This is a genomic window from Apilactobacillus zhangqiuensis, assembly GCF_019656215.1.
Classification (GTDB): Bacteria; Bacillota; Bacilli; order Lactobacillales; family Lactobacillaceae; genus Apilactobacillus; species Apilactobacillus zhangqiuensis.
Map to the genome: position 1 here is coordinate 20,051 of NZ_BPLK01000003.1, position 23,328 is coordinate 43,378.

Annotated in this window: 21 protein-coding genes and 1 tRNA gene; 17 read left to right on the forward strand and 5 right to left on the reverse strand. The window is 34.2% G+C overall.

Annotation, left to right across the window (positions count from 1 at the left end; translation table 11 throughout):
• Nucleotides 1-15 precede the first annotated feature (15 nt).
• The 3 genes from K5Q07_RS02760 to K5Q07_RS02770 are packed head-to-tail and all read left to right on the forward strand — an operon-like array spanning nt 16 to nt 3,527.
• The gene (locus K5Q07_RS02760; RefSeq protein ID WP_220729455.1) at nt 16-1,554 is read left to right on the forward strand and encodes a UDP-N-acetylmuramoyl-L-alanyl-D-glutamate--2,6-diaminopimelate ligase; all 1,539 of its coding nucleotides are present in this window, start codon (nt 16-18) and stop codon (nt 1,552-1,554) included.
• A complete protein-coding gene (locus tag K5Q07_RS02765; protein WP_285289178.1) occupies nt 1,547-2,797 on the forward strand; it encodes a carboxylate--amine ligase in 1,251 nt (416 codons plus the stop codon). The genes K5Q07_RS02760 and K5Q07_RS02765 overlap by 8 nt, the downstream gene beginning before the upstream one ends.
• A 10-nt stretch (nt 2,798-2,807) precedes the next feature.
• The gene (locus K5Q07_RS02770; RefSeq protein ID WP_220729457.1) at nt 2,808-3,527 is read left to right on the forward strand and encodes an aspartate/glutamate racemase family protein; all 720 of its coding nucleotides are present in this window, start codon (nt 2,808-2,810) and stop codon (nt 3,525-3,527) included.
• 13 nt (nt 3,528-3,540) lie between these two features.
• On the opposite strand, the gene K5Q07_RS02775 is transcribed toward K5Q07_RS02770, so the two are convergent.
• On the reverse strand, nt 3,541-3,879 hold the full coding sequence (locus K5Q07_RS02775; RefSeq protein ID WP_220729459.1) for a DUF1516 family protein: 339 nt from the start codon (nt 3,877-3,879) through the stop codon (nt 3,541-3,543).
• 104 nt (nt 3,880-3,983) lie between these two features.
• On the opposite strand from K5Q07_RS02775, the gene K5Q07_RS02780 reads away from it, so the two are divergent.
• From K5Q07_RS02780 to K5Q07_RS02810, 7 genes are all read left to right on the forward strand, one after another.
• Nucleotides 3,984-4,913: an L-lactate dehydrogenase gene (locus K5Q07_RS02780; protein WP_220729460.1), complete on the forward strand. Its 930-nt coding sequence runs from the start codon at nt 3,984-3,986 to the stop codon at nt 4,911-4,913.
• Nucleotides 4,914-5,018: 105 nt separating this feature from the next.
• Nucleotides 5,019-5,243, forward strand: coding sequence for a hypothetical protein (locus K5Q07_RS02785; protein WP_034531232.1), 225 nt, complete (start codon nt 5,019-5,021; stop codon nt 5,241-5,243).
• Between the two features lie 46 nt (nt 5,244-5,289).
• A tRNA-Gly gene (locus K5Q07_RS02790) sits at nt 5,290-5,360 on the forward strand.
• A gap of 249 nt (nt 5,361-5,609) precedes the next feature.
• The gene (gene argS, locus K5Q07_RS02795) at nt 5,610-7,301 is read left to right on the forward strand and encodes an arginine--tRNA ligase (RefSeq protein ID WP_220729462.1); all 1,692 of its coding nucleotides are present in this window, start codon (nt 5,610-5,612) and stop codon (nt 7,299-7,301) included.
• Between the two features lie 112 nt (nt 7,302-7,413).
• Complete coding sequence (locus K5Q07_RS02800; protein WP_220729464.1) at nt 7,414-9,510, forward strand: transglycosylase domain-containing protein; 2,097 nt, start codon at nt 7,414-7,416, stop codon at nt 9,508-9,510.
• A gap of 76 nt (nt 9,511-9,586) precedes the next feature.
• Entirely contained in the window at nt 9,587-10,774 is a 1,188-nt protein-coding gene (locus K5Q07_RS02805) for a metallophosphoesterase family protein (protein ID WP_220729466.1), read from the forward strand.
• Nucleotides 10,764-13,256, forward strand: coding sequence for an ATP-binding protein (locus K5Q07_RS02810; RefSeq protein ID WP_220729468.1), 2,493 nt, complete (start codon nt 10,764-10,766; stop codon nt 13,254-13,256). The genes K5Q07_RS02805 and K5Q07_RS02810 overlap by 11 nt, the downstream gene beginning before the upstream one ends.
• Nucleotides 13,257-13,295: 39 nt before the next feature.
• Here the strand turns inward: K5Q07_RS02810 and K5Q07_RS02815 are convergent, their stop codons facing one another.
• The 3 genes from K5Q07_RS02815 to K5Q07_RS02825 all read right to left on the reverse strand — a co-directional run bounded on the left by K5Q07_RS02815 (nt 13,296) and on the right by K5Q07_RS02825 (nt 15,027).
• Entirely contained in the window at nt 13,296-14,180 is an 885-nt protein-coding gene (locus K5Q07_RS02815) for a peptidylprolyl isomerase (protein WP_220729470.1), read from the reverse strand.
• A 104-nt stretch (nt 14,181-14,284) separates the two neighbouring features.
• Nucleotides 14,285-14,596 carry a hypothetical protein gene (locus tag K5Q07_RS02820; protein WP_220729472.1) on the reverse strand — a complete coding sequence of 104 codons (312 nt, stop codon included), beginning with the start codon at nt 14,594-14,596 and terminating at the stop codon, nt 14,285-14,287.
• 2 nt (nt 14,597-14,598) lie between these two features.
• Nucleotides 14,599-15,027, reverse strand: a complete 429-nt coding sequence (locus tag K5Q07_RS02825; protein ID WP_220729474.1) for an HIT family protein — start codon at nt 15,025-15,027, stop codon at nt 14,599-14,601.
• 113 nt (nt 15,028-15,140) lie between these two features.
• On the opposite strand from K5Q07_RS02825, the gene K5Q07_RS02830 reads away from it, so the two are divergent.
• The 3 genes from K5Q07_RS02830 (at nt 15,141) to trmB (ending at nt 17,854) form a co-directional block, all read left to right on the forward strand.
• Nucleotides 15,141-15,878 carry an ABC transporter ATP-binding protein gene (locus K5Q07_RS02830; RefSeq protein WP_220729476.1) on the forward strand — a complete coding sequence of 246 codons (738 nt, stop codon included), beginning with the start codon at nt 15,141-15,143 and terminating at the stop codon, nt 15,876-15,878.
• Entirely contained in the window at nt 15,871-17,082 is a 1,212-nt protein-coding gene (locus K5Q07_RS02835; RefSeq protein WP_220729478.1) for an ABC transporter permease, read from the forward strand. The genes K5Q07_RS02830 and K5Q07_RS02835 overlap by 8 nt, the downstream gene beginning before the upstream one ends.
• Before the next feature lie 121 nt (nt 17,083-17,203).
• Entirely contained in the window at nt 17,204-17,854 is a 651-nt protein-coding gene (gene trmB / locus K5Q07_RS02840) for a tRNA (guanosine(46)-N7)-methyltransferase TrmB (protein ID WP_220729480.1), read from the forward strand.
• Nucleotide 17,855: 1 nt separating this feature from the next.
• Here the strand turns inward: trmB and K5Q07_RS06845 are convergent, their stop codons facing one another.
• Nucleotides 17,856-17,990, reverse strand: a complete 135-nt coding sequence (locus K5Q07_RS06845) for a hypothetical protein (protein WP_285289179.1) — start codon at nt 17,988-17,990, stop codon at nt 17,856-17,858.
• A 288-nt stretch (nt 17,991-18,278) separates the two neighbouring features.
• On the opposite strand from K5Q07_RS06845, the gene K5Q07_RS02845 reads away from it, so the two are divergent.
• From K5Q07_RS02845 to murC, 4 genes are all read left to right on the forward strand, one after another.
• Nucleotides 18,279-18,596 (forward strand): thioredoxin family protein, encoded by a 318-nt coding sequence (locus tag K5Q07_RS02845; RefSeq protein ID WP_034531217.1) that lies wholly within the window; start codon nt 18,279-18,281, stop codon nt 18,594-18,596.
• Between the two features lie 27 nt (nt 18,597-18,623).
• The gene (gene ytpR / locus K5Q07_RS02850) at nt 18,624-19,268 is read left to right on the forward strand and encodes a YtpR family tRNA-binding protein (protein ID WP_220729482.1); all 645 of its coding nucleotides are present in this window, start codon (nt 18,624-18,626) and stop codon (nt 19,266-19,268) included.
• A 60-nt stretch (nt 19,269-19,328) separates the two neighbouring features.
• Nucleotides 19,329-21,887, forward strand: a complete 2,559-nt coding sequence (locus tag K5Q07_RS02855) for a DNA translocase FtsK (protein WP_220729483.1) — start codon at nt 19,329-19,331, stop codon at nt 21,885-21,887.
• A gap of 69 nt (nt 21,888-21,956) precedes the next feature.
• Nucleotides 21,957-23,288, forward strand: a complete 1,332-nt coding sequence (gene murC, locus K5Q07_RS02860) for a UDP-N-acetylmuramate--L-alanine ligase (RefSeq protein ID WP_220729485.1) — start codon at nt 21,957-21,959, stop codon at nt 23,286-23,288.
• Nucleotides 23,289-23,328 lie beyond the last annotated feature (40 nt).

Below are 23,328 nucleotides of genomic sequence, written 5' to 3' on the forward strand. Positions count from 1 at the left end.
AAGGAAGTAAAAACAATGGCTCTTGGAATTGATGAAATAAAAACAATATTAACTGAACATGGACTAATACAAGAAATTGTATCAGGTGAGGATGTTTCATTTGATGAAGTAACTTACGATTCCAGAAATGTTAAACCAAATACATTATTCTTTTGTAAGGGTAACTTCAAACCAGAATACTTAGCTATGGCTAAGAAGATGGGTGCGACCGGTTACGTTTCAGAACAAAAGTATGATGAAGGTAATGGCTTAACTCAAATCATTGTGAATAACGTGCAAAAGGCAATGTCTCTAGTAGGCGCTGCCTTTTACTGCTATCCTCAAAATGATTTGTTTGTTATTGCTTATACCGGGACTAAGGGGAAGACCACTTCTTCTTATTTTGCTAAAAGTATTTTAGATAATACCAATAACAACAAAACAGCATTAATTTCTACAATTGATACTGTTGTTGGAAACGAACCATCACAACGTTTCAAGTCACACTTAACAACTCCTGAATCATTGGATATCTTTAACTACATGAGACAAGCGGTTGATAACGGAATGACTAGTTTAGTAATGGAAGTTTCATCACAAGCATACAAAAAGTTAAGAGTCTACGGACTTCATTTTGATGTGGGAATTTTCTTAAATATTTCGCCGGATCATATTGGTCCAAACGAGCATCCAACATTTGCTGATTACTTACATTGCAAAGAACAACTAATGGTTAATTCCACACATTGTATTATTGATGCAGATACTGACTACATGTTAGATGTTTTTGAAGCAGCAAAGGCAACTACTGATCCAGATAAGATTTATTTATTCAGTAGAGATAAAAAAGAATTTAACGATGTTCAAATTGATTTCAATTTCTCAAGCATTTCTGACACAATTGATAGCAATGAAATTAGGGTAGTCGCTAATAGTAATAAGGCCAAAGCCATGAATGTCGAAGATGACTATAAGATTGGCGTTGTTGGTGATTACAACGAAGCCAATGCGATGTCTGCAATTATCTCCTCAGCATTGGATAATGCTAGTGCTTCTGATGCTAAAAAGGGATTGAAGGATGTATTTGTTCCAGGAAGAATGGAATCATACAAATCTAAGAACAACGGAACAATTTACGTTGATTATGCTCACAACTATGCCAGCATGCATGCACTATTAGGATTCTTAAAGAGTAATAATCCGGATGGAAAAGTAATCGTGGTGGTTGGAAGTCCTGGTAATAAGGGGTTAGATCGTAGAGAAGGTTTTGGAAAAGCACTAACTGAAAGTGCAGATATTGCTTTCTTAACATCTGATGACCCTGCATTTGAAGATCCAAAGGACATTATTAATGAAATAGATTCCTATATTAATCATGATAAAGTTGATGTTCATATTGAACTAGATAGAAAAATGGCTATCAAAAAGGCTATTCATGCCGGTGATAATAATGCTATGATAGTAGTTGCTGGTAAGGGAAGAGATCCTTACCAAAAAATCAACGGCGTAGATACTCCATACGAAACAGATCCCGTCGTGGTACAAAATGTTTTGAGAGGGATAGATAATGAGTAATTTAGAATCTAATTTTACAGTTGTTCTATTAGGTAGTGATTTCAATGCTTATGGAATGGCTCGTTCATTATATGAAAAATACAGAAAACCCGTGAAGGCATACGCTGAACAAGCACTTGCACCTACACGTTTTACAAAAATTGTCGATTTAACTTTGATTGATGGATTCAGTGAAGATCCAAAATGGATTGAAGCTATGAAGGAATTAAAGAAGGAATATGCATCACATAAAGAACCAGTTATTTTAGTTGGTTGTGGTGATGGCTATGCTGAATTAATTTCAAAACATAAGGATGAACTAGAAGACGTATTCGTTTGTCCATACGTTGACTATGACCTAATCAAAAAGTTAAACAGTAAGGAAAATTTCTATAACTTATGTGAAGAATATGATTTGCCATATCCAAAGACAAAGATTATTTCTAAGAGTGACTTTGAAAGTGACGAAAAGATTGAACAACCATTTGGTTATCCAGTCGCATTGAAACCAACCAACAGTGTTGAATGGTTAGATGTTCACTTCGAAGGAAGAAAGAAAGCATTTATTATCGAATCACAAGATGAATTCGAAGATGTAATTGAAAAGATTTATACCAACGGATATACTTCTGACTTAATTCTTCAAGACTTTATCCCAGGTGACGACAGCAATATGCGTACTTTAAATGCATACGTTGACAAGAACCACAAGGTCAAGATGATGTGTCTAGGCCATCCACTATTGGAGGATCCATCACCAGCAGCCATTGGTAACTACGTAGCAATTCTTCCTGAATACAACGAAAAACTATATTCAATGGTTCAAGGTTTCTTAGAAAAAATTAACTATGTTGGTTACGCTAACTTTGATATGAAATATGATACTCGAGACAACACTTTCAAATTATTTGAAATTAATTTGAGACAAGGTAGAAGTAGTTTCTTCGTTAGTTTAAACGGCTACAACTTAGCTGATTGGGTAGTTAGAGATTATGCTTTTGATGATTTAGCAGATAAGGAAACTGTTTATGCTAATGAAAACAAAGATAATCGCTACCTATGGTTAGGTGTTGGCGAAAGAGTCTTCAAGAAATATGCTAAAGACAACGCAGACAAAGAATTTGCACTTCAATTAATTAAGAAGGGTCAATACGGTACTACTTTCTGGTATAACCGTGACAAGAGCTTTAAGCGTTGGTTATTAGACGTTTGGATTAAGCATAACTACGCTAAGAACTTTAAACGTTACTTTAGTGAAAAATAGGGATGATAAAATGAGACATTTCTTTTCAATTATTGGTGGAATGGGAACAGAAGCTACCGAGAGTTATATTCATTTATTGAATAAACGTACACCAGCTAGTAATGATCAGGAATATTTAAATTATATCCTTGTAAATCATGCAACTGTTCCAGATAGAACCAATTACATTTTAGACAATACTAAACCAAACCCATTGATTCCGTTAAAGGAAGATATCAAGCAACAATCACAATTGAATCCTGAGTTCTTTGTGATTCCATGTAATACGGCTCATTTCTTCTTTGATGAATTACAATCAGCAACTAACGTGCCAATTTTGCATATGCCAAAAGAAGCAGTTGCTGAAATTAGTAATGTGTATCCTAATGCTAAAAGAATTGGTTTAATTGCTACCAAGGGAACCATCTTTGATGGTATTTACGATACTGAAGTGCAAAATGCTGGTTATGAAATCATTAAACCAACTGAGCATATTCAAGAAGAAACAATGGATTTGATATATAAATATGTCAAAGAACAAAATAAAGTTAATAAAGAACTATATCATCATATATTGGATGAAATGAAAAAAGAGATGAATTGTGATGTCATCATTTTGGGTTGCACAGAATTATCTGTGGCTGAAGAACGTGCTTCAGATCATAATTACCCAGTGATTGATGCTCAATCAGTCTTAGTTGATCGTTCTATTGAATTAGCTTTAAAGAACAGAGAAAAAGACATCGAATAATTCGATGTCTTTTTTATATTACATTATATATAGTGATGACAATCAAAGTAATGATAACTACAATTAGACCGATCACATTGAAATTAATAAGGTGATTTTGTTGTTTGTTTGTATAGTTTAATTCTGTTAGTCCACCAAGTAGGATGGCTAATACATCAGCAAATATTGCGGTGTAGAAACGATGATCCGAAACTCGAATGGTGATAACGATTTGTGTAATCAGTATTAATATATATATTATTCGACTGGCAATTAACCACTGGATAACTCTTTTAACTGATACCCTGGTGATACCAATGATGGTAACTGCTATATAAATAAATAACATTATTAGTGTTAAGCTAGCCCACATAATATCTCCTCCTAGAAAGTATTTTATCATAAATAACCATAATAAAACTTGAATTAAATTATTAGAGTGATAGAATAACTACAATGCTAAAGGAGGTATGTTTTATGACAAGAAAAATTGGTATTATCGGAGACGGTAGTGTGGGTGCCGCAGTCGCACACCATATTGTTGTTTCTGGAATTGCAGATGATTTAGTAATAATTGATCACAATGAAGCAAAAGTAGAAGCTGATGCTTTAGACTTTAGGGATGCAATGTCTAACATTAAGAACCATACAAATATTGAAGTTAATAACTATGACAGCTTAGCTGATGCAGATGTTATTATTTCAGCAGTGGGCCACATTGAATTAATTAGAGAAAATAAGGATAAAAATGACCGTTTTGCCGAATTAAATGCTAACGTTAAGGAAGTTAAAGAGGTGGCAAAACACATTAAAGATTCTGGTTTTCATGGAATCATTATCGTAATTACTAATCCAAATGATGTCATTACTTCCTTATATCAACGTGAAACTGGCTTTGCAAAAGAACGAGTTATCGGAACTGGTACATTACTTGATTCAGCAAGAATGAAGAGAGCAGTTGCAGCAAAGCTTAACATTGATCCACGTTCAGTAATTGGATATAACCTTGGTGAACATGGTAATTCTCAATTTACTGCATGGTCAACAGTCCAAGTATTTGATAAGAGTATTTTTGATTACGCAAAAAAGTATAATATTGACTTAGATGAAATCGATAACGATGCTCGTGTCGGTGGATTTACAGTCTTCAAAGGAAAGGGATACACTAATTTCGCTATTTCAGCTTCAGCTGTTAAGTTAGCTGAAATTGTTTTACAAGATGCTAAAACAGAATTAGCAGTGTCCAACTACCGCGAAGAATACGGTACATACCTATCTTATCCAGCCATTATTGGACGAAATGGAATTGAAAAACAAATCGATTTAGATCTTCCTGAAAAGGAACAAAAACAACTTCAAGCTTCAGCAGATTATATTAATCAAAAAACTCGCGAAATCAGCGATTAATCAGTAATTAGGAGAGATTAATATTTTCTAAAAAAATACCTTGATATTAATAACGCGTTTTGATATTATCAATACCGCGTTATTTTTTATTAAGGAGGCAAAAAGATGGCTGAACCAAAAGAATTACAAATTGGCGACCACGTTTCTGCACCTAGATTCGGTTATTTAAAACATGACTTTGCTGGAACAATTGAAAAAGTATACGAAAATTCAGTAATGGTCTTTATCGACGAACACCATGAAGAAGATGGCATCGTCGTTAATGAATATAATAAGCGTGCGGTTGTTAGCAAGAAAGTTGCTAAACCATCAAAGAAAAAAACAGCTTAACAAACTTACCAAAAATTGTAACGTGTGATATAATATTTTTGTATCTGCGGGTATAGTTTAGTGGTAAAATATGAGCTTCCCAAGCTCAGGTCGCGGGTCCGATTCCCGTTACCCGCTTTGTCGCATAAACCGACAGATACTGTTCTATAATAAAAGACTAGTAGACATATTCCAATAACAAGCGACATCGGATTTGGTGAGAGCCGATGATTAGGGTATGTTGAATTCGCACTTTTTAGAATTATGATTAATTAAATAATAAAGCGGATATTTTATATCAAATAGAGTGGTACCGCGGGTTATTCCGTCTCTTACAATTATTAATATTGTAAGAGACTTTTTATATATTTATGGAGGTTTTGGATAATGGAAAACAAAGAATTAGTTGCTAATGCTCTTTCAAAAGCATTAGATAACGAACTATCTGTAGAAGACATTCTACCAAAAATTGAAAGACCTAAAGATTCAAAAATGGGTGATTTAGCTTTCCCTACATTTATTTTAGCTAAAAAGTTTAGAAAGGCACCTCAACAAATTGCTGCTGATGTAGTAGAAAAGGTTGATCAAAGTTCATTTGACCATGTTGAAGCTGCTGGACCATACGTTAACTTCTTCCTAGATAAGTCTAACTTCAGTGAAGATGTATTATCTGCTGTTTTAGGCCAAAAGGAAAACTACGGTCAAAACGAAGATGGTAAGGGTGGTAACGTAACCATCGATATGTCTTCACCAAACATTGCAAAGCCAATTTCAATGGGTCACTTAAGATCTACTGTTATTGGTAATTCTGTTGCCGAAATCTTGCGTAAAAATGGATACAACCCTATTAAGGATAACCACTTGGGTGACTGGGGAACTCAATTTGGTAAATTAATCACAGCATACTTAATGTGGGGTAATGAAGAAGATGTTAAAAAAGATCCTATCAATAACTTAGTTAAATACTATGTTAAGTTCCACAAGATTGATAAGGAACAACCTGAACTAGATGATGTTGCTAGAGATTGGTTCAGAAAGCTAGAAAATGGTGATGAACAAGCAACTAAACTATGGAAATGGTTCAGAGAAGTATCACTTGAAGCCTTTGGGGAAATCTATGACAAGTTAGGTATTACTTTTGATACTTACAATGGTGAAGCATTCTACAACGATAAGCTACAAGACGTTGTTGACTCACTACAAGAAAAAGGATTATTAAGCAAGTCACAAGGTGCTACAATCGTTGATCTTCAAAAATACGATTTAAACCCTGCTTTAATCTTAAAGAGTGATGGTGCTTCACTATACATCACTAGAGATATTGCTACTGCAATCTACCGTGACCAAACTTACCATCCAGCTATGAACCTATACGTTGTTGGTTCAGAACAAACTTACTACTTCAAACAATTGAAGGCTGTATTAATGGAAATGGGTGTTCCTTCAGCTAAGAATCTACACCACATTCCATTCGGTTTAATTACTGTAAATGGTAAGAAACTATCAACTCGTTCAGGTCGTATCATCCTATTGGACGAAGTGTTGAACGAATCAATTGCAATTGCTAAGAAACAAATTGCAGAAAAGAACCCAGATCTTCCTAACAAGGAAGAAGTTGCAAAAGAAGTCGGTGTTGGTGCCATCGTCTTTGGTGACTTGAAGAATGAAAAGATTAACAACATTGACTTTAACCTAGAAGATCAATTACGTTTTGAAGGGGAAACTGGACCATACGTACAATACGCTCGTGCACGTGCTGAAAGTATCCTACGTAAAGCCGGTGACATTGACTTCTCAAACGTTGACAAGAAGCTTAATGATGCAGAATCATGGAATGTTATTAAGTTACTAAATGACTTCCCAGCAAGAGTTAAGATGGCTTGTGATGAATTTGAACCTTCAGTTATTGCCAAATACTCATTAAGACTTGCTAAGTCATTTAACAAGTACTACGCTCACACTAAGATTTTAGATGATGATGAACAAAAAGATGCTCGTTTAGCATTAGTTAAATCAGTATCAATCGTTCTAAAGGAATCACTAAGACTACTTGGTGTTAAGGCTCCAGACGCAATGTAATTAAAGAAAACAGATTTAACAATTAGTTAAATCTGTTTTTATTTTACCAATTAGAGTTGATTTGGGTTAAAATAGTATTAATATCATCTCAGTGAAGGAGTAATCATACTAGATGAAAAATGATAAAAAACCAAAAAGTGCTTTTAAAAAGATTTGGCACCGATATCAACTAACTCGTTGGATTATCGTGACGTTTTTATTACTGTTTTTTGTAATGAGTGCTTATTGCACATTTGTTGCTAAGACTACGCATGTTCAAGACTTGCAGTCATCTTTGGAACAATCTACCGTTATTTACGATGGCAATAATAAAAAGGCCGGTAAAATCTATTCTCAAAAAGGAACATACGTCGGATTTAAGGATATATCATCAAATATTCCCAATGCGATTTTGTCAACTGAAGATAGAAACTTCTACAAAGAACACGGTTTTTCCGTTAAAGGATTTGGTCGTGCCATGCTATTAATGGTCAAGAACAAGATCATGCATCGTGACTATATTAGTGGTGGTGGGAGTACACTAACTCAACAATTGGTGAAGAATGCTTATTTGACTCAACAACAAACGTTTAGTCGTAAATTGAAAGAATTATTCTTATCCATTCAGGTTGAAAATGTATATAGCAAAAACGAAATTTTAACCATGTACATGAACAATTCTTATTTTGGTAATGGGGTTTATGGTGTTGAAGATGCATCAAGACGTTACTTTGGAATGAATGCTAAGGATTTACCTGTTCAAGATGCTGCTGTACTTGCAGGAATGTTGACGAATCCAAGTGCATACAATCCTGTAGATCATCCTAAATTAGCATTGGATAGAAGAAATGTCGTTCTACAATTGATGGCTGACAACAATAAGATTAGTCAATCAGAAGCAAATAAGCTAAAGAAGACATCAATCCAAGTAAAGAATACCTACCAGTACAAAAGTGGTTATAAATACCCATATTATTTTGATGCAGTAATTGATGAAGCGATTAATAAATATGGATTATCCGAATCAGATATTATGAATAGAGGATACAAGATTTATACAACGTTAAATCAAGATCAACAAAATAGTATGCAAGATGATTTTGCTAATGATAGCAACTTCCCAAGTAACGCTTCTGATGGTACTAAGGTTCAAGCCGCATCGATTGCGTTAAACCCAGCAACTGGTGGAGTAACAGCTGTGGTTGGTGGACGTGGTCAACACGTTTTCCGTGGGTACAACCGTGCTACACAGATTAAACGTCAACCAGGTTCAACCATTAAGCCATTAGCCGTTTATACTCCAGCATTGGAAAGCGGTTATAACTATAATGACACGCTTCAAAATAAGAAAACGTCATATGGTTCTAATAAGTACACACCAGAAAACTATAACAATGTATATACAGGAACAGTTCCTATGTACACTGCATTAGCACAAAGTATGAACGCACCAGCAGTTTGGTTGCTTCATAAGATTGGTGTGGACAAGGGATATGAATCTGTTAAATCGTTTGGGCTACCCGTGCAAAAGAAGGATAAGAACTTGGCTTTAGCTTTAGGTGGTTTGTCATCAGGTGTATCACCTCAACAAATGGCAGGTGCTTACACCGCATTTGCAAATGAAGGTAACATGACAACACCTCATTACATTAGAAAGATTGTTGATTCCTCTGGAAATGTAATTGTTAACAATGAATCAGTAACTTCTAAGAAGGTAATGTCAAAGGATGTTGCTAACCAAATGACTAGCATGATGTTAGGTGTCTTTGATAACGGTACTGGAGCCTCCGCTAAACCAAGTGGATATTCAATCGCCGGAAAAACTGGTAGTACTGAAGCCGATAATACAGGTGATTCAGATGCTACGAGAGATAAATGGATTATTGGTTACACCCCTAAAGTTGTTGTTGCAACCTGGGAAGGTTTTGATAATACCAATGCTGGTCATCACTTGGAAAACCTAAGTGGTACTGGAGTAGGTCCATTATTCAAGACAGAACTTCAACAAATCCTACCAACTACAGGAAATAATGACTTTAGTGTTAAGGATGCTGCATATATGGATTCCCAAGAAAAGAAGTCTTCAAGTAGTTCTTCTGATTCTGGTTTATGGGATAGCCTTTCTGATGGAGCCCACAAGGTATCTAAGAGCCTTGGTAAGGGTTGGGACAATTTAAAGAAAAACGCAAGTAATTGGTGGAATGATGCCAAGAAATTTGTTGGAGACTAAATTGACCAATTAATATAAAACGTCGTATCATTGTTATTAAGTGATACGACGTTTTTTAGTTAAAGGAGTAGTTAAATTGAAATTTATTCATGCCGCTGATTTACATTTGGAAAGCCCGTTCAAAGGGTTGAAAAATGACGAAACTCCAAATGGATTATGGAAACAAATATATGAATCTACCTTTAAATCATTTGAAAGAATTGTAAATGATGCCATTGAATATGATGTTGATTTCGTATTATTGGCCGGTGACTTGTTTGATCGAGATAATCAAACACCCAAAACCTATGATTTTTTTCAATCACAAATGCAAAAACTAGATGAAAACAATATTGATGTATATATGATTTATGGAAATCATGACTACTTTGATATGCAAAAGGAATCCGTATCTTTTCCGAAGAACGTTCATGTTTTTGGTAATGATGTTGAAACTAAAACATTTACTTTAGATGGTAAAAAAATTGCTATTACCGGTTTTAGTTACGCTAATAAATGGATTACCGATAAGAAGATAGACGAATATCCTGTTAAAAGTGATGTAGATGTGCAAATAGGGATGCTACACGGTGGTTTGGAGCAAACGGGGGATCATTATGCTCCATTTTCATTAGAAGACCTTATAGGTAAGAAATATGACTACTGGGCATTAGGCCATATTCACAAACGCCAACAATTAAATGAAAATCCATTAGTTTTTTACTCAGGTAATATTCAAGGAAGACATAAGAATGAACCAGGTGATAAAGGATACTTATTGGTTGATGATTCTACTGGAAAGTTGGAAGCAACTTTTCATGCGACATCTTCAATTGATTGGTTAACAATTGATATGAATATGGACTTCGTCGACGTTGAAAGTGCTAAAAATCATATTTTACAAGTTCTTATCGGGAATAAGTATGAAAATATGCAATTGATTAGTCTAAATATCATTTTGAATAGTCCAATTTCTGACGGACAAAGACAAGATTTAGAATATCGAGTTACAAATGCATTGAGTAAGGACTATGAACAGTTAAATGCCTGGATTTATGAAATTAACGTTCGATTAAGTGATAATCAAAAAATGTCATCAATTGACCAAGATATTTGGGATGAGGCACAAGCTAAAGTGTTCTCAGAAGGTGAAATTATTTCAGTTTCTAAGTCATTACGTAAGTATGATTTTATTGCGCAACATTTGGATGATTCTAAAGATGCATTAATGGAACAAACCAAAATGAAATTATTAGGTGGAAAGGAGGATTCTGATGAAGATTAATAAGTTAGAAGTACTGGGCTATGGAAAGTGGCATGATGTAACCTTTGACTTTAATGACGACAATCTCCAAATTATTTTTGGTAATAATGAAGCTGGAAAAACAACTTTACTTAGTTTGATTGAAGGCATTTTATTCGGATACGTTGATGGGCGTGGTAGTTCTTATGAACAATATATTCCAAGAGATACCAAGTCTTATGGTGGAAAACTAACAATTACCACTGATGATAATCGTCATTTTATTCTAACCAGGATTGCAGGAACACACGGTGGGGAACTTTCCATTTATGATGTTGATAATGATATGCAAACCGCAAATGATATTTTGGATAAGATTGTGGGACCAATCGATCGTGATACATTTGAACAATTATTTTATTTTGGTGATTTAGATATCAAGCAAATCTCTAAGTTAAGTAAGAATGAATTAGTGAGTCGAATTCAAAAGGTTGGTTTTGTCGGTAGTGATCAATGGTTAGAGTTACGCGATAAGTTTGATAAGGAAGCCAAAGACTTATACGCGCCAACCGGACGTAAGCCACCTTTGAACAAAAAACTTAAAGAGTACGACGTTTTATTAGATCGAATCGCCGAAAGCAAGAATAGTTTAAAAGATTATAATCAATTGATTAGTCAAAAGAATGCTTTAGAAGCAGCCATTAATCAATCTAAACAAAAGGCAAACGATTTAGAAAAGAAAGTTACAGAGCTAAATCACTTCAAACAGCTTTGGCCAGTTTACCAGCAGTTATCATCATTAAAACAAAATAACTTTGAATTTAAAGACGGTTTTTCCGATAACGACGTTAAAGAGTTTAACGAATTAACTAACCAGTTATTCCTAATCAATCAACAAATTGATAGTATTGAAAAATCAATTAATCAATTAAATGATTCCATGAATGATGACGCTGATTTGCAAAGTTTTAATAATCATAAAAATGAAATTGATAAATTGGTTCAATCATTCTCTAAAGTTAACGAACAAATTAATCAATTAAGCGTTAACCAATCAATGATTAATGAAATCAATCGTCAGGATAGACAGCAAGTAATTGCTAATAGGGATGATATTTCCGCCGTTGGAGACATTAGACAACAAATTGAGATGCTTCAATCCACTAAGACAAAATCATCTAGTGGTATTTCCATTATTGGTATTATTGGTCTAATTGTGGGAATTGCATTACTTACAGTACTACCGGGTGTAATGAAGGTATTAGGAATTATTGTATTACTGCTCAGTGGAATTTATACCGGATCCGTTAAGTTTAAGAAAAACGAAGATAGTAATTCTAATCAAAAACGGGACGAATTAAATAACCAATTATTATATTATGGTAATAAATACTCCTTTAATGCTGAAAACGTGGATGATTGGCTATCTGAACAAAAGTACTTAGCTCGTAAGACTCAGGATAATAATCAAAAGGCCAAGTATGAAGATGAAATGAATCAATTAAACGAAGGTCTAAAATCATACTTTGCTGAATGGCAACGAGTATTTAGCGGCCTTAACGTTAATGATTCGTTTGATAATCAACTTTCCCAAATTCGTACTCATTTAAATAAAATGAATGAGGAAAATGCAATTAACTTACGTAACAACAATCAATTACAAAATTACTTGCAACAAAAGTCAGCATTAATTGATAAACAAATTCAGTATAAGAAGGAATACGCTGAATTCTTGGAAACAAGAAAAGTTGATAATGGTGATGAATTCAAAGAGGTTGTTGAAGAACAAAGAAAGCACTCAATCAAAGAGGCACAATTACAAAACGTTAAGAATCAAATCACAGAAGATGACGTTAAAGCTCTGAGTGCATTTAAAGACCTTGAAGAACTAAGTAGCAAGTTAAACGATTTTAATGCAGAAATGACTACTGAAAAGCAATCATTGCTAAATAATTCTCAACACCTAGAGAGTTTAAATATTCAGTTAAAACATGTAATTGCGGACGGGACTTATAATGAATTAGTTCAAAAGCAAAGAAATCTAGAAGCAGAAATCAATGACATGGTTGATCAATGGATGAGTATGAAATTAGCTAATTCATGGATTGATGAATCGTTGAATATTGCAACTGCAGATAGAATTCCATTGTTTGAATCAAAAGCAAAAGAATTCTTTGCTATTTTGACTGATAACAGATACACAGGAATTACATACTATAAAAGTAAGCTAAAGGTGACGAGGGATGATAAGGTTCAATTTGATGCTGGGGAATTATCCAGAGGAACAATTGAACAACTATACCTTGCACTAATCTTGTCATTATCTGTTGTTTTTGGTAGAGACTACCGTTTACCTTTAATTATTGATGATGGATTAACAGAGTTTGACCAACAAAGAACTGGCAATGCAATTAAACTATTAGAACGTATTAGTGAAACAATGCAGGTGATTTACGTTACTTGTGATTCTGATATTTTGAAATTAGTTGAAGATAAAGCGATATTAAATTTAAACGAGCAATAAAAAAAGACTCCGGAAAAATCCGGAGTCTTTTTTTAATTATTATTTACTGCTTGATGAGTCAGTTAAGTATGATGATAGGATGTTTTGTAAGTCCTTATCCTTAATTTCAACTCCACCATTCTTAAGAACCTTAGTTACAACGCTCTTTAGAGTAGTGCTATCGCTCATCTTAGAAGTAGCGATTTGATCCTTTAAATCATTGATGTGGTCACTGTATGAACCCTTCTTAGGGTGGTTAACCATTTGGATGATTTGGTATCCGTATTGAGTCTTAACAGGTGTCTTAGTGTATTCACCGTTTGATAGCTTGTAAGCGGCTTTTCTAAATGCTGAATCGATGCTTGAATCAGTGTTATCAAATGGAGTTAAACGTCCTGAATTGTTCTTGTTTGAAGTGTCTTTTGAGTACTTCTTAGCAAGATCTGAGAAGTTCTTACCATCCTTAAGTTCTGAAATAACCTTTTCAGCAGTCTTCTTGTCAGATACTAAAATTTCGTTAACAGTAACCTTTGGTTCGTAAGTCTTAAATTGTTTCTTTAGGTCAGCATTTGAGTATGAAATGTTTGCTCTAACAGCTGCCTTTAGAAGTAGGTTAGATTTTAGTTGGTTCTTGAAACTGGTAGTAGTTAAACCTTGTTGTTCAAGTAAAGTTTCAAATTCTGAACCATATTGACTCTTGTATTGGTTGTATTGAGCGTTAACTTCTGATGAAGAAACCTTGTTACCATATTCCTTGTTCAATACCTTGTCTAAAATCATTTGTTGTAGAACTTGTTTACCGTTTGAAGTGTTCTTCATGCTACTGTAGTATTCGCTTTGGGTAATCTTACCACCATTAGTAACGGCAACAGTCTTATCACCACAGGCAACTAATGAAACACTTAGTAGTGCACCGGCAAGTCCAACTAGAACTTTTTTATTCATAATGTAATACACATCCATTTCTTTATTTTGTCTATCATTTACTGATAGTTTTACGTTAACACATAGTAAATTTTATCACAAAAAAACTTAAGAAATTTTTAAATTTATTTAGTGATGTTATTAATTCTTTGGTTAATTAAGTCTACGTGTGGATTAATTTTAAATTGATATTCATCAATGTCTCTTTGCATAGCTTCAATGGTAGGCTGTGACTTGCTAACTTCGTCTTGCAATTTGGAGATGTTAGCAGTTAATTTTTTCTTTTGATCTAAAACGTTAGAAACACCGTTAACTTTATCCTTAGTAGATGAATAAACGCTATTGGCAAATTCCTTTGGATCACGTTTAGTCACGTACAAGTAAGTAGCCAAACCAGCTGCAGACAATCCTAGTAGCTTTAGCATTGATTTAATCATGCTTATTCCTCCAATGAATTAATAATATTTGCTTTAATTTGTTCAAAAGCTTCTTCATTGTACTTATCTGAGTTGTCTTGAAAGCTCATAGAAAAGCCATCGTTTTCACTATATCTTGGAATAAGGTGGAAATGTGAATGGAACACAGATTGGTAAGCCAATTCACCGTTGTTGTTTACGATATTCATTCCTAGAATGTCAGGGGCTGATTTCTGAATAGCTCTTGCAATCTTTGGAATTCTTGAAAATACTTGTTCAGCAAGTTTTTCGTCATATTCGTAGATATTGGCAACATGTTTCTTTGGGACAACCAAAGTGTGACCAGGTGTAGCTTGTGAAATATCTAAGAAAGCTTTCACATATTCATCTTCGTAAATAGTGTAGCTTGGGATTTCACCATTAATTATTTTGCAGAATACACAATCACTCATATTATTCTTCCTTTCTTTGATATTACTGTGATTATATACATATTAACATAAATTAAGCTTAAAGGAACTTGTGATATAATTGAGTTTAATAAATTTCATAGGGGTGATATTCCGTGTCATTACAAGTGGATAATTTAGTGGGTGGATACTCACGAATTCCAGTCCTAAAGGATGTATCATTTGATGTAAAAGACGGTGAACTAGTCGGTTTAATCGGTTTAAATGGTGCAGGGAAGTCAACCACAATCAATCATATCATTGGATTGTTAAAACCTTTTTCAGGATCAATTAAGATTAATGAAATCGCAATGCAAGATGATATTGAAAAATATAAGAAACAAATTGCCTACATTCCGGAATTTCCGGTTTTATACAAAGAATTAACGTTGAGAGAACACATTGAAACTACCATTAAGGCTTATGATTTAGATGAACAAGCTGCTTGGGAAGATGCCAATAGAATGTTAAAGATGTTTAGATTAGAAAACAAACTAGAATGGTTCCCGGTTAATTTTTCAAAGGGAATGCGTCAAAAAGTAATGATTTTGTGTGCATTTATCACAAATGCCAAGCTATTCGTTATTGATGAACCTTTCTTAGGGTTAGATCCTGTTGCGGTAAACGATTTGCTTAATTTAATTGAAGAGCAAAAGAAAAAGGGTAGCAGTATTTTAATGTCTACTCACGTTTTGGATACAGCAGAAAGATTTTGTGATCGCTTTGTTTTGATTCACAATGGGCAAATCAGAACAGAAGGAAACATTCAAAAACTACAAGAAGAATTTGGTAGTAAAGATAGTTCTTTAAATGATATTTATTTGACTCTTGCAAAGGAAGAAAATAATGAATAGCCTATTTAATCAGCGTTTGCAATCCCATTTTACGCAAATGTCTAAGTATTTAAGATATGTATTTAATGATTTCTTTGTGATAGCATTAATGTTTATCATCGGTGGAATTGGATATCAATACGCGATGTTTATTAAACATCTTAGAGCAGGCCAATGGTGGGAAAAAATCGTTTTAGTCCTACTGTTATTAGTAATCATTCAATTGAATAGTCTAGTCACCTTTGTTAAAAGAGCTGATTTCGTCTTTTGGTTACCGAAAGAAAAAGAATTTTTTGCTTTTCAACGAAGTGGATTAAGATATTCAACATCTTTAGCGGTGATTGTTCAAATTGTTTCTTGGTTTGTGATGATTCCATTTATTGAAAAAGCGATGATTACTACTAGTCTCGCTTTAGTTGTGATGTTTTTATTAGTCATGATAATTTTAAAGATGGTGGTTTTGAACTTTCAAATGGTTGATAATTACCATCATGAAGATAATCTCTTTAGCGCCAAACTATGCTATCGATTGATCATGCCACTAATTGCCATCTTAATAACAATCTATGCTAACGCCTATATTGGTGTTGCTATTAGCATATTACTGTTAGTTCTATCACATGTGATGGTTGCGAAATTGCAAAAACAAAGCATTAATTGGCAAATAGTTATCGAAAAGACGGAAAGCCATGAAAACAGTTTGAATCGTTTCTTCAATATGTTTACCGATGTTGAGAACATGCAAGGGGCAGTTAAGAGACGTAGCTATCTTGATTCATTATTCAAGATATTTAACAATGATGTTTACTCGGTTTTATATTCAAGAGGAATCGTTAGAGATAAAGAAATTAGCGGGCTATTAACGCGAGTTTCTATTCTAGGAGCAATTATTATTGGAGCAGTCAAACTTGAATGGATGGTCATTTTAATTGCAGTCCTATTTATGTATTTAATTGTTTTTCAACTTATTCCATACTTCACTAATTTTGAAGACAATGTATTTACTTCTTTATATCCAATTAGTTTTGAACAACAAATAAAATCATTCACCAATGTAATTGGCAAGATAATGATTTTAGTGATTATCGTCTTGATGATTGGATCAATTTTTATGTTTAATTTAATAGCATCTCTAATACTATTTTTGATTTTAGTGATTGAATGGATATTATTGATTAAAATTTATGTACCAAAGAAAATAAGAAAAGCCAGTTCAAATTATTGATGTTGCTTGACGTAGCTATTAAAAAGCCAGTAAAATAGGTTACAGAATAAAATTAGAACATTTGGCAGATTTAATTAGTCAAAACCTTGGTTTTGGCTATTTTTTATGAGGAGGATAATTCGTGAGAGTTAGAAATAAGCCATGGGCAGACGGTTACATCAAGGATAACCAAAAATACATTGTTACTGATCCTGAAAATTGGATTGGTAAATGGTCACAACGTTTCGAAAAGAAACAACCAATTCATATTGAAATTGGAACAGGGAAGGGTCAATTCATTGTTGAAATGGCTAAGAAACATCCTGAAGTTAACTTTTTAGGAATTGAAATTCAAAAAACAGTTATTGCGATTGCTTTGAAAAAGGTAGTTGAAGCTGATTTACCAAACTTACAATTGGTTCATACCGATGGTGCAGGTGTCGATACTTTCTTCGGTAAGCATGAAATTGACACTGTTTATTTAAACTTTTCAGATCCATGGCCAAAGAAGCGTCATGCAAAGAGAAGACTTACATCACCAACTTTCTTAGACAGTTACAAGGCAATCCTAAAAGAAGATGCACCTGTTGTTTTCAAGACAGACAATCGTGGCTTATTTGAATATTCAGTAGTTACTTTCAATAATTACGGAATGTACTTCGACTTATTATCACTTGATTTACACAATAGTGAATACATTGAAGATAATGTTGAAACTGAATATGAACACAAGTTTAGTAGTAAGGGTCCAATCTACAAGATTGTTGCTTACTTCAATAAAAAAGAAGACTAAATTAATAGTCTTCTCGTAGGTCGTTAATCCATTTGAATTGATAGTTAGAATTAATTTCAAAGTATCGTTCAATTATTTCATCGTTTTCTAAGACGTTGATAGCGCCAACGTAATCTTTATTGTTATTCTTTTTCATAACCCAGCTACCGTAAACTTTGCTCTTGTTTAGAGTATTTTTTGCATGAGTTATTTGTAGGTTAATTTTTTTAATATGTTTTTCTTGCTTAATCTTCTTAGCAACTAAAACACTAGTGCCGATAACTCCAATGGCAAGGGTTGAAACGATTGCATTTCTAGACTTAATGATATATCACATCCTTTTTGTATAGGATACATTATATTACATTCAAATTTATAATCAAACTGCATCGAAAATAACAAGAAATAAGTTATAATAAAGAAAAAATAATTGGAGTGAATAAACATGGAACAATTACCAACAATGAACTTAGATGAATTAAAGAAGACCGTTAGCGATGGCAAGTACATGCTATTCTTCTCAGCTGACTGGTGTCCTGATTGCTCATTTATTAAGCCAGCAATGCCAGAAATTGAAGCAGAATACCCTGATTACAAATTTATTGCAGTTGATCGTGACCAAAACATTGATTTAGCTGCTGATTTAGCAATCTTTGGTATTCCAAGCTTCGTTGCATTTGAAAACGGTGAAGAAATTGGCCGTTATGTAAATAAAGATAGAAAAACAAAGAAACAAGTAGAAGAATTTATCGATTCTCTATAATAATTAATATGTGGAAGGTAAGATTTAATGTTAATTGCAAGTTATAACCCAAAACAAACTGGTGACATCTTAGTTGTCATCTTGGATGAAGACGCGAAAGAACAAAAGGTAGAACAAATTGGTAATATTGTAAGAATTTCTGATTCAGAAAATGATCACGTTACTGGTTTTAACTTCACTGATGCTTCTGAAGTACTACCTCGTCTAAAGGACGTAAACGGTGAAGTTACCTTAACTCAAGAAGATTTAGATGCCCTAAACAAGTCATTATCTGATAATGAAATTAAGGACACTATTGAATTGGATACTGATCCAAAGTTTGTTGTGGGATATGTAAAATCTGTTAAAGAACATCCTAAGTCTGACCACCTAAAGATTACTGAAACTGAAATTAATGATGGAAAGACTCTACAAATCGTTAGTGGTTCTCCAAACATGCAAGAAGACATTAAGGTTGTTGTTGCTAAAGTTGGTGCAATGATGCCTGATGGTCTAATTATTTGGCCTGGTGAGTTAAAGGGTGAAGAAAGTAACGGAATGATTTGTTCAGGTCGTGAACTATTGATTCCAAACGCACCACAAAGACCAGGTGCTTTGATTTTACCTAATGATTATCAAGAAGTTGGGGAAGCTTTTGATTTTGATAAGGCTGACACATTATTTTCAAAATAAGCAAAAATAGGAGATTTATCTCCTTTATACATAAATTTTTAGATTAAGGATGACGCTTGAATGGAACACTATGACGGACCTGCTTTTTACCGTAAATATAACGTTTTAGGTAAAAACAACGAATTAAAACATAATAATAAGTCTAATAAAAGTGAATCCCGAACTAATAGAGATACAACTGTAAGACAAAATAATAATTCTGATGATTATCTTTTACTTAATAGAGATAATCCAATTGCTAAGAGGGCTGCCGCTTTTAAACCTAGTCATAATTCAACCAGCGGCTCAAAGGTTCAATTCTACCAAAACGAAACTTCAAGTAAATTCAGAAAGATTATGAATCAACTTGATCGACATGATGAAGAATTGATTGGAATGACTAGCGATGTTACTGGTGCTATTGATTTGGATAGAGAAGATTTTGCTACTTCTGACGACGAATCAATTGCTACTAGCCAAGCTGATGCAGTTGATAAGCAATCAATCAAAGAATTTAACGACATAGAGTCAGAGCCATATTCAACTCCTTACATTGATAGAAGTAAGGCAGCTGAAAGTGAGGCTGATGCACAAGGTCCAACCGTATCTGACAGTGAAACAGTTTCTGTAGAGGATACCGTTGCTGATTCGATTCAAAGTTCAAGTGATGAAGTACAACAAAGCGCTGAACAAAGTAGTTCATCTAACCAGTCTTCATTTGATAAGTTTATGGGGATGGTGAATCACGACGTTGATAAACAATCAGAACCAGAAGATGAAGATGATGACTATGTTGGTGAAGAATCGAATGAAGACAGTTACTCAACCTTAGATAATGGTGAATTGTCCTCACAAGCTGATTTGAAAGATTCTTCATCAGTAGATGATAATTACGGTCAATACACTACTTCTGAAAATATAGAAGATAGTTTAGATTCAGATGATGCGGAAGAAACCGCAACAGAAACAGAATCTGATGTAGACAATAAGGATGAAGAAAATGTTGACGAACCAAATCATGAAAAGAGAAATATTGAAAATCATGGTTTAGGACATTCATTAGCATCCATTTTGAACCAAGAACAAAATGTGCAAAAGGATTTGTCTATCTTTAACAATCGTCCATCTGTACAATCTGATAACGATGATGATTCAACTGATTCCGACGATTATGAAGAGGTATATCATCATGACGAAAGCGTTTCAGCTGACTATGACGATAAGGAATACCAATTTCCCTCTATGGATTTATTGGAACCATCTGATGAATTTGAAGATGGTTCAATGGATGACTGGATTGAAAATCAAGCTGAAATTTTGGATGAAACACTTAGTGCATTTAACGTCGATGCTAATGTTGTTGATTGGACAAATGGTCCTACTGTTACACAGTTCCAAATCAAACTTCAACTAGGTGTTAAAGTAAGTAAAATTACTAATTTAACCGATGACTTGAAGTTAGCATTAGCTGCTAAGGACATTAGAATTGAAGCACCAATTCCTGGAAAAACAACAGTGGGAATTGAAATTCCTAATCCAAAACCACGACCAGTTAGACTATCTGAAGTCTTAGATACACCACAGTTTGAAAAGACAGATAAACCACTTACTGTGGCTTTAGGTGTTGATTTGACAGGTAAGCCACAAATGACTGATTTGAGTAAGATGCCTCATGGTTTAATCGCTGGGGCGACTGGTTCTGGGAAGAGTGTCTTCTTAAACAGTTTATTAATTTCACTTCTATACAAAGCAACACCAGCTCAATTGAAGATGATTTTAATTGATCCTAAGGCCGTTGAAATGGCTCCTTATGATAAGTTGCCACATTTACTTTCACCGGTTATTTCAGATCCGAAGCAAGCATCAGCTGCTTTGAAGTGGTCTGTTAAGGAAATGGATGAAAGATATGAAAAGCTTGCTGCTGCGGGAGCAAGAAACATTGAGCAATTCAATCAAATGGCTGAAAAAACTGGTGAATACACCAAGAAGATGCCATACATCTTGATTGTAATTGATGAGTTGGCTGACTTGATGATGGTAGCTTCTAACGAAGTGCAAGATTATATCGTTAGAATCACCCAAAAGGCCAGAGCTGCAGGGATTCATTTGATTGTTGCAACTCAAAGACCTAGTGTGGATATTATTACTGGTACAATCAAAAATAATATTCCAACCCGTGTTGCCTTCATGGTATCCAGTCAAGTCGATTCAAGAACAATCATTGATACAGCCGGTGCCGAACGATTACTTGGAAAAGGTGATATGTTGTACTTAGGAAATGGGGCAAGTCAATCCGCTCGTTTACAAGGTACATTTGTCACTAACGATGAAATCGAAAGAGTAACCGGTGAAGTAAGAAAACAAGGCGAACCTAAGTACGCTTTCCAACCAGATTCATTATTGAAGAGTGTTAACCAGGTTGAACAACAAGATGAATTGATGCCAGATGTTTTGGAATATATTTCCAATGAAGAGACTGTATCTACATCAAAACTACAAAGAGTCTTCTCAATTGGATATAATCGAGCTGCTAGTTTGATCGACGAATTGGAGAAGCATAATTATGTATCAGGTCAACATGGCTCCAAACCAAGAGATGTATATTTGACTGAAAGTGATTACAAAAAGTTAAATATTTAAAAAAAGGGCGCCATATCAGCTCAAATCTGATATTATAAGATTAATGAGAGATAAAAGGAGCATTTAATTATGGATGCAAAGAAGATATATCACTTTGTCGGTGTTAAAGGTACAGGAATGTCGGCAATGGCAAGAATCCTTAAAGATAGAGGATACGAAGTACAAGGTTCAGACATTGATAAATACACATTTACTCAAGTTGGTCTAGAACAAGCGGGAATCAAAGTACTCCCTTTTAACGTAGATAATATTAAAGAAGGTTTGACTGTAATTGCAGGAAATTCATTTACAGATGATCAACCCGAAATTAGAAAAGCAAGAGAAATGGGACTACCAGTATTTAGATACCATGAATTCTTAGGTGAAATGATTAAAGGTCACACTAGTATTGGTGTTTGTGGTGCCCATGGTAAGACAAGTACAACTGGTTTACTAGCTCACGTATTATCAGGAATTGCACCCACTGATTATTTAATCGGTGATGGTACTGGTAAAGGTGTGCCAAATGCTAGATTTTTCGCTTACGAAGCTGATGAATACCGTCGTCACTTCTTAGCAACTAGTCCAGATTACGCAATTATGACTAACATTGATTTTGATCACCCTGATTACTACACAGGTATCGAAGATGTTAAGAGTGCATTCCAAACTTTCGCTAACCAAACAAAGAAAGGTATCTTTGCTTGGGGAGATGACGAAAACTTAAGAGACATTAAAGCTGATGTTCCAATCTACTACTACGGTACTAGAGAAGACGATGACTTTAGAGCTGTTAACGTAGTTAAGAGTACTTCAGGTTCGGAATTTGATGTTGAATACAAGGGTGAAAAACTTGGTCATTTCCAAATTCACTTATATGGTGAACACAACGTGTTAAACGCATTAGCAGTTATTGCTGTTTCATACTTCGAACACGACAACTTGGATGAAGTTCAACGCGAACTTGAGACTTTCAAGGGAGTTAAGAGACGTTTTGCTCAAAGAAAAGTTGCTGATATGACAATTATTGATGACTATGCTCACCACCCATCTGAAATCGATGCAACTATTGATGCTGCAAGACAAGAATATCCAAATAAGAAGATTATTGCGGTATTCCAACCACACACATTTAGTCGTACAATCGCCTACTTAGATGATTTTGCTAAGAGTCTAAACAAGGCTGACGACGTATACATTACTAAGATTTACAGTTCACCACGCGAAAAGTCTGGTAAGATTTCAAGTGCTGATTTAGCCAATAAAATCACCAAAAATGGTGGTTTAATTGAGGCTGAAAACATGTCTCCATTATTGGAATATCATGATGCTGTTGTCGTATTCATGGGTGCTGGAGATATTCAAAAGTACGAAAGAATTTACGAAAACTTGTTGAATGATGTAACAAATAACATGAATTAAAGACTTGTAGTTTCTTGCGATTCTGGTAGAATACTTCTAA

What these genes read in the sequence shown, in the direction of transcription:
- K5Q07_RS02760 (WP_220729455.1), top strand. Translation starts at nt 16, where the DNA reads ATGGCTCTTGGAATTGATGAAATAAAAACAATATTAACTGAACATGGA.
- K5Q07_RS02765 (WP_285289178.1), top strand. Translation starts at nt 1,547, where the DNA reads ATGAGTAATTTAGAATCTAATTTTACAGTTGTTCTATTAGGTAGTGAT.
- K5Q07_RS02770 (WP_220729457.1), top strand. Translation starts at nt 2,808, where the DNA reads ATGAGACATTTCTTTTCAATTATTGGTGGAATGGGAACAGAAGCTACC.
- K5Q07_RS02775 (WP_220729459.1), bottom strand. Translation starts at nt 3,879, where the DNA reads ATGTGGGCTAGCTTAACACTAATAATGTTATTTATTTATATAGCAGTT.
- K5Q07_RS02780 (WP_220729460.1), top strand. Translation starts at nt 3,984, where the DNA reads ATGACAAGAAAAATTGGTATTATCGGAGACGGTAGTGTGGGTGCCGCA.
- K5Q07_RS02785 (WP_034531232.1), top strand. Translation starts at nt 5,019, where the DNA reads ATGGCTGAACCAAAAGAATTACAAATTGGCGACCACGTTTCTGCACCT.
- argS (WP_220729462.1), top strand. Translation starts at nt 5,610, where the DNA reads ATGGAAAACAAAGAATTAGTTGCTAATGCTCTTTCAAAAGCATTAGAT.
- K5Q07_RS02800 (WP_220729464.1), top strand. Translation starts at nt 7,414, where the DNA reads ATGAAAAATGATAAAAAACCAAAAAGTGCTTTTAAAAAGATTTGGCAC.
- K5Q07_RS02810 (WP_220729468.1), top strand. Translation starts at nt 10,764, where the DNA reads ATGAAGATTAATAAGTTAGAAGTACTGGGCTATGGAAAGTGGCATGAT.
- K5Q07_RS02815 (WP_220729470.1), bottom strand. Translation starts at nt 14,180, where the DNA reads ATGAATAAAAAAGTTCTAGTTGGACTTGCCGGTGCACTACTAAGTGTT.
- K5Q07_RS02820 (WP_220729472.1), bottom strand. Translation starts at nt 14,596, where the DNA reads ATGATTAAATCAATGCTAAAGCTACTAGGATTGTCTGCAGCTGGTTTG.
- K5Q07_RS02825 (WP_220729474.1), bottom strand. Translation starts at nt 15,027, where the DNA reads ATGAGTGATTGTGTATTCTGCAAAATAATTAATGGTGAAATCCCAAGC.
- K5Q07_RS02835 (WP_220729478.1), top strand. Translation starts at nt 15,871, where the DNA reads ATGAATAGCCTATTTAATCAGCGTTTGCAATCCCATTTTACGCAAATG.
- K5Q07_RS06845 (WP_285289179.1), bottom strand. Translation starts at nt 17,990, where the DNA reads ATGAAAAAGAATAACAATAAAGATTACGTTGGCGCTATCAACGTCTTA.
- K5Q07_RS02845 (WP_034531217.1), top strand. Translation starts at nt 18,279, where the DNA reads ATGGAACAATTACCAACAATGAACTTAGATGAATTAAAGAAGACCGTT.
- ytpR (WP_220729482.1), top strand. Translation starts at nt 18,624, where the DNA reads ATGTTAATTGCAAGTTATAACCCAAAACAAACTGGTGACATCTTAGTT.
- K5Q07_RS02855 (WP_220729483.1), top strand. Translation starts at nt 19,329, where the DNA reads ATGGAACACTATGACGGACCTGCTTTTTACCGTAAATATAACGTTTTA.
- murC (WP_220729485.1), top strand. Translation starts at nt 21,957, where the DNA reads ATGGATGCAAAGAAGATATATCACTTTGTCGGTGTTAAAGGTACAGGA.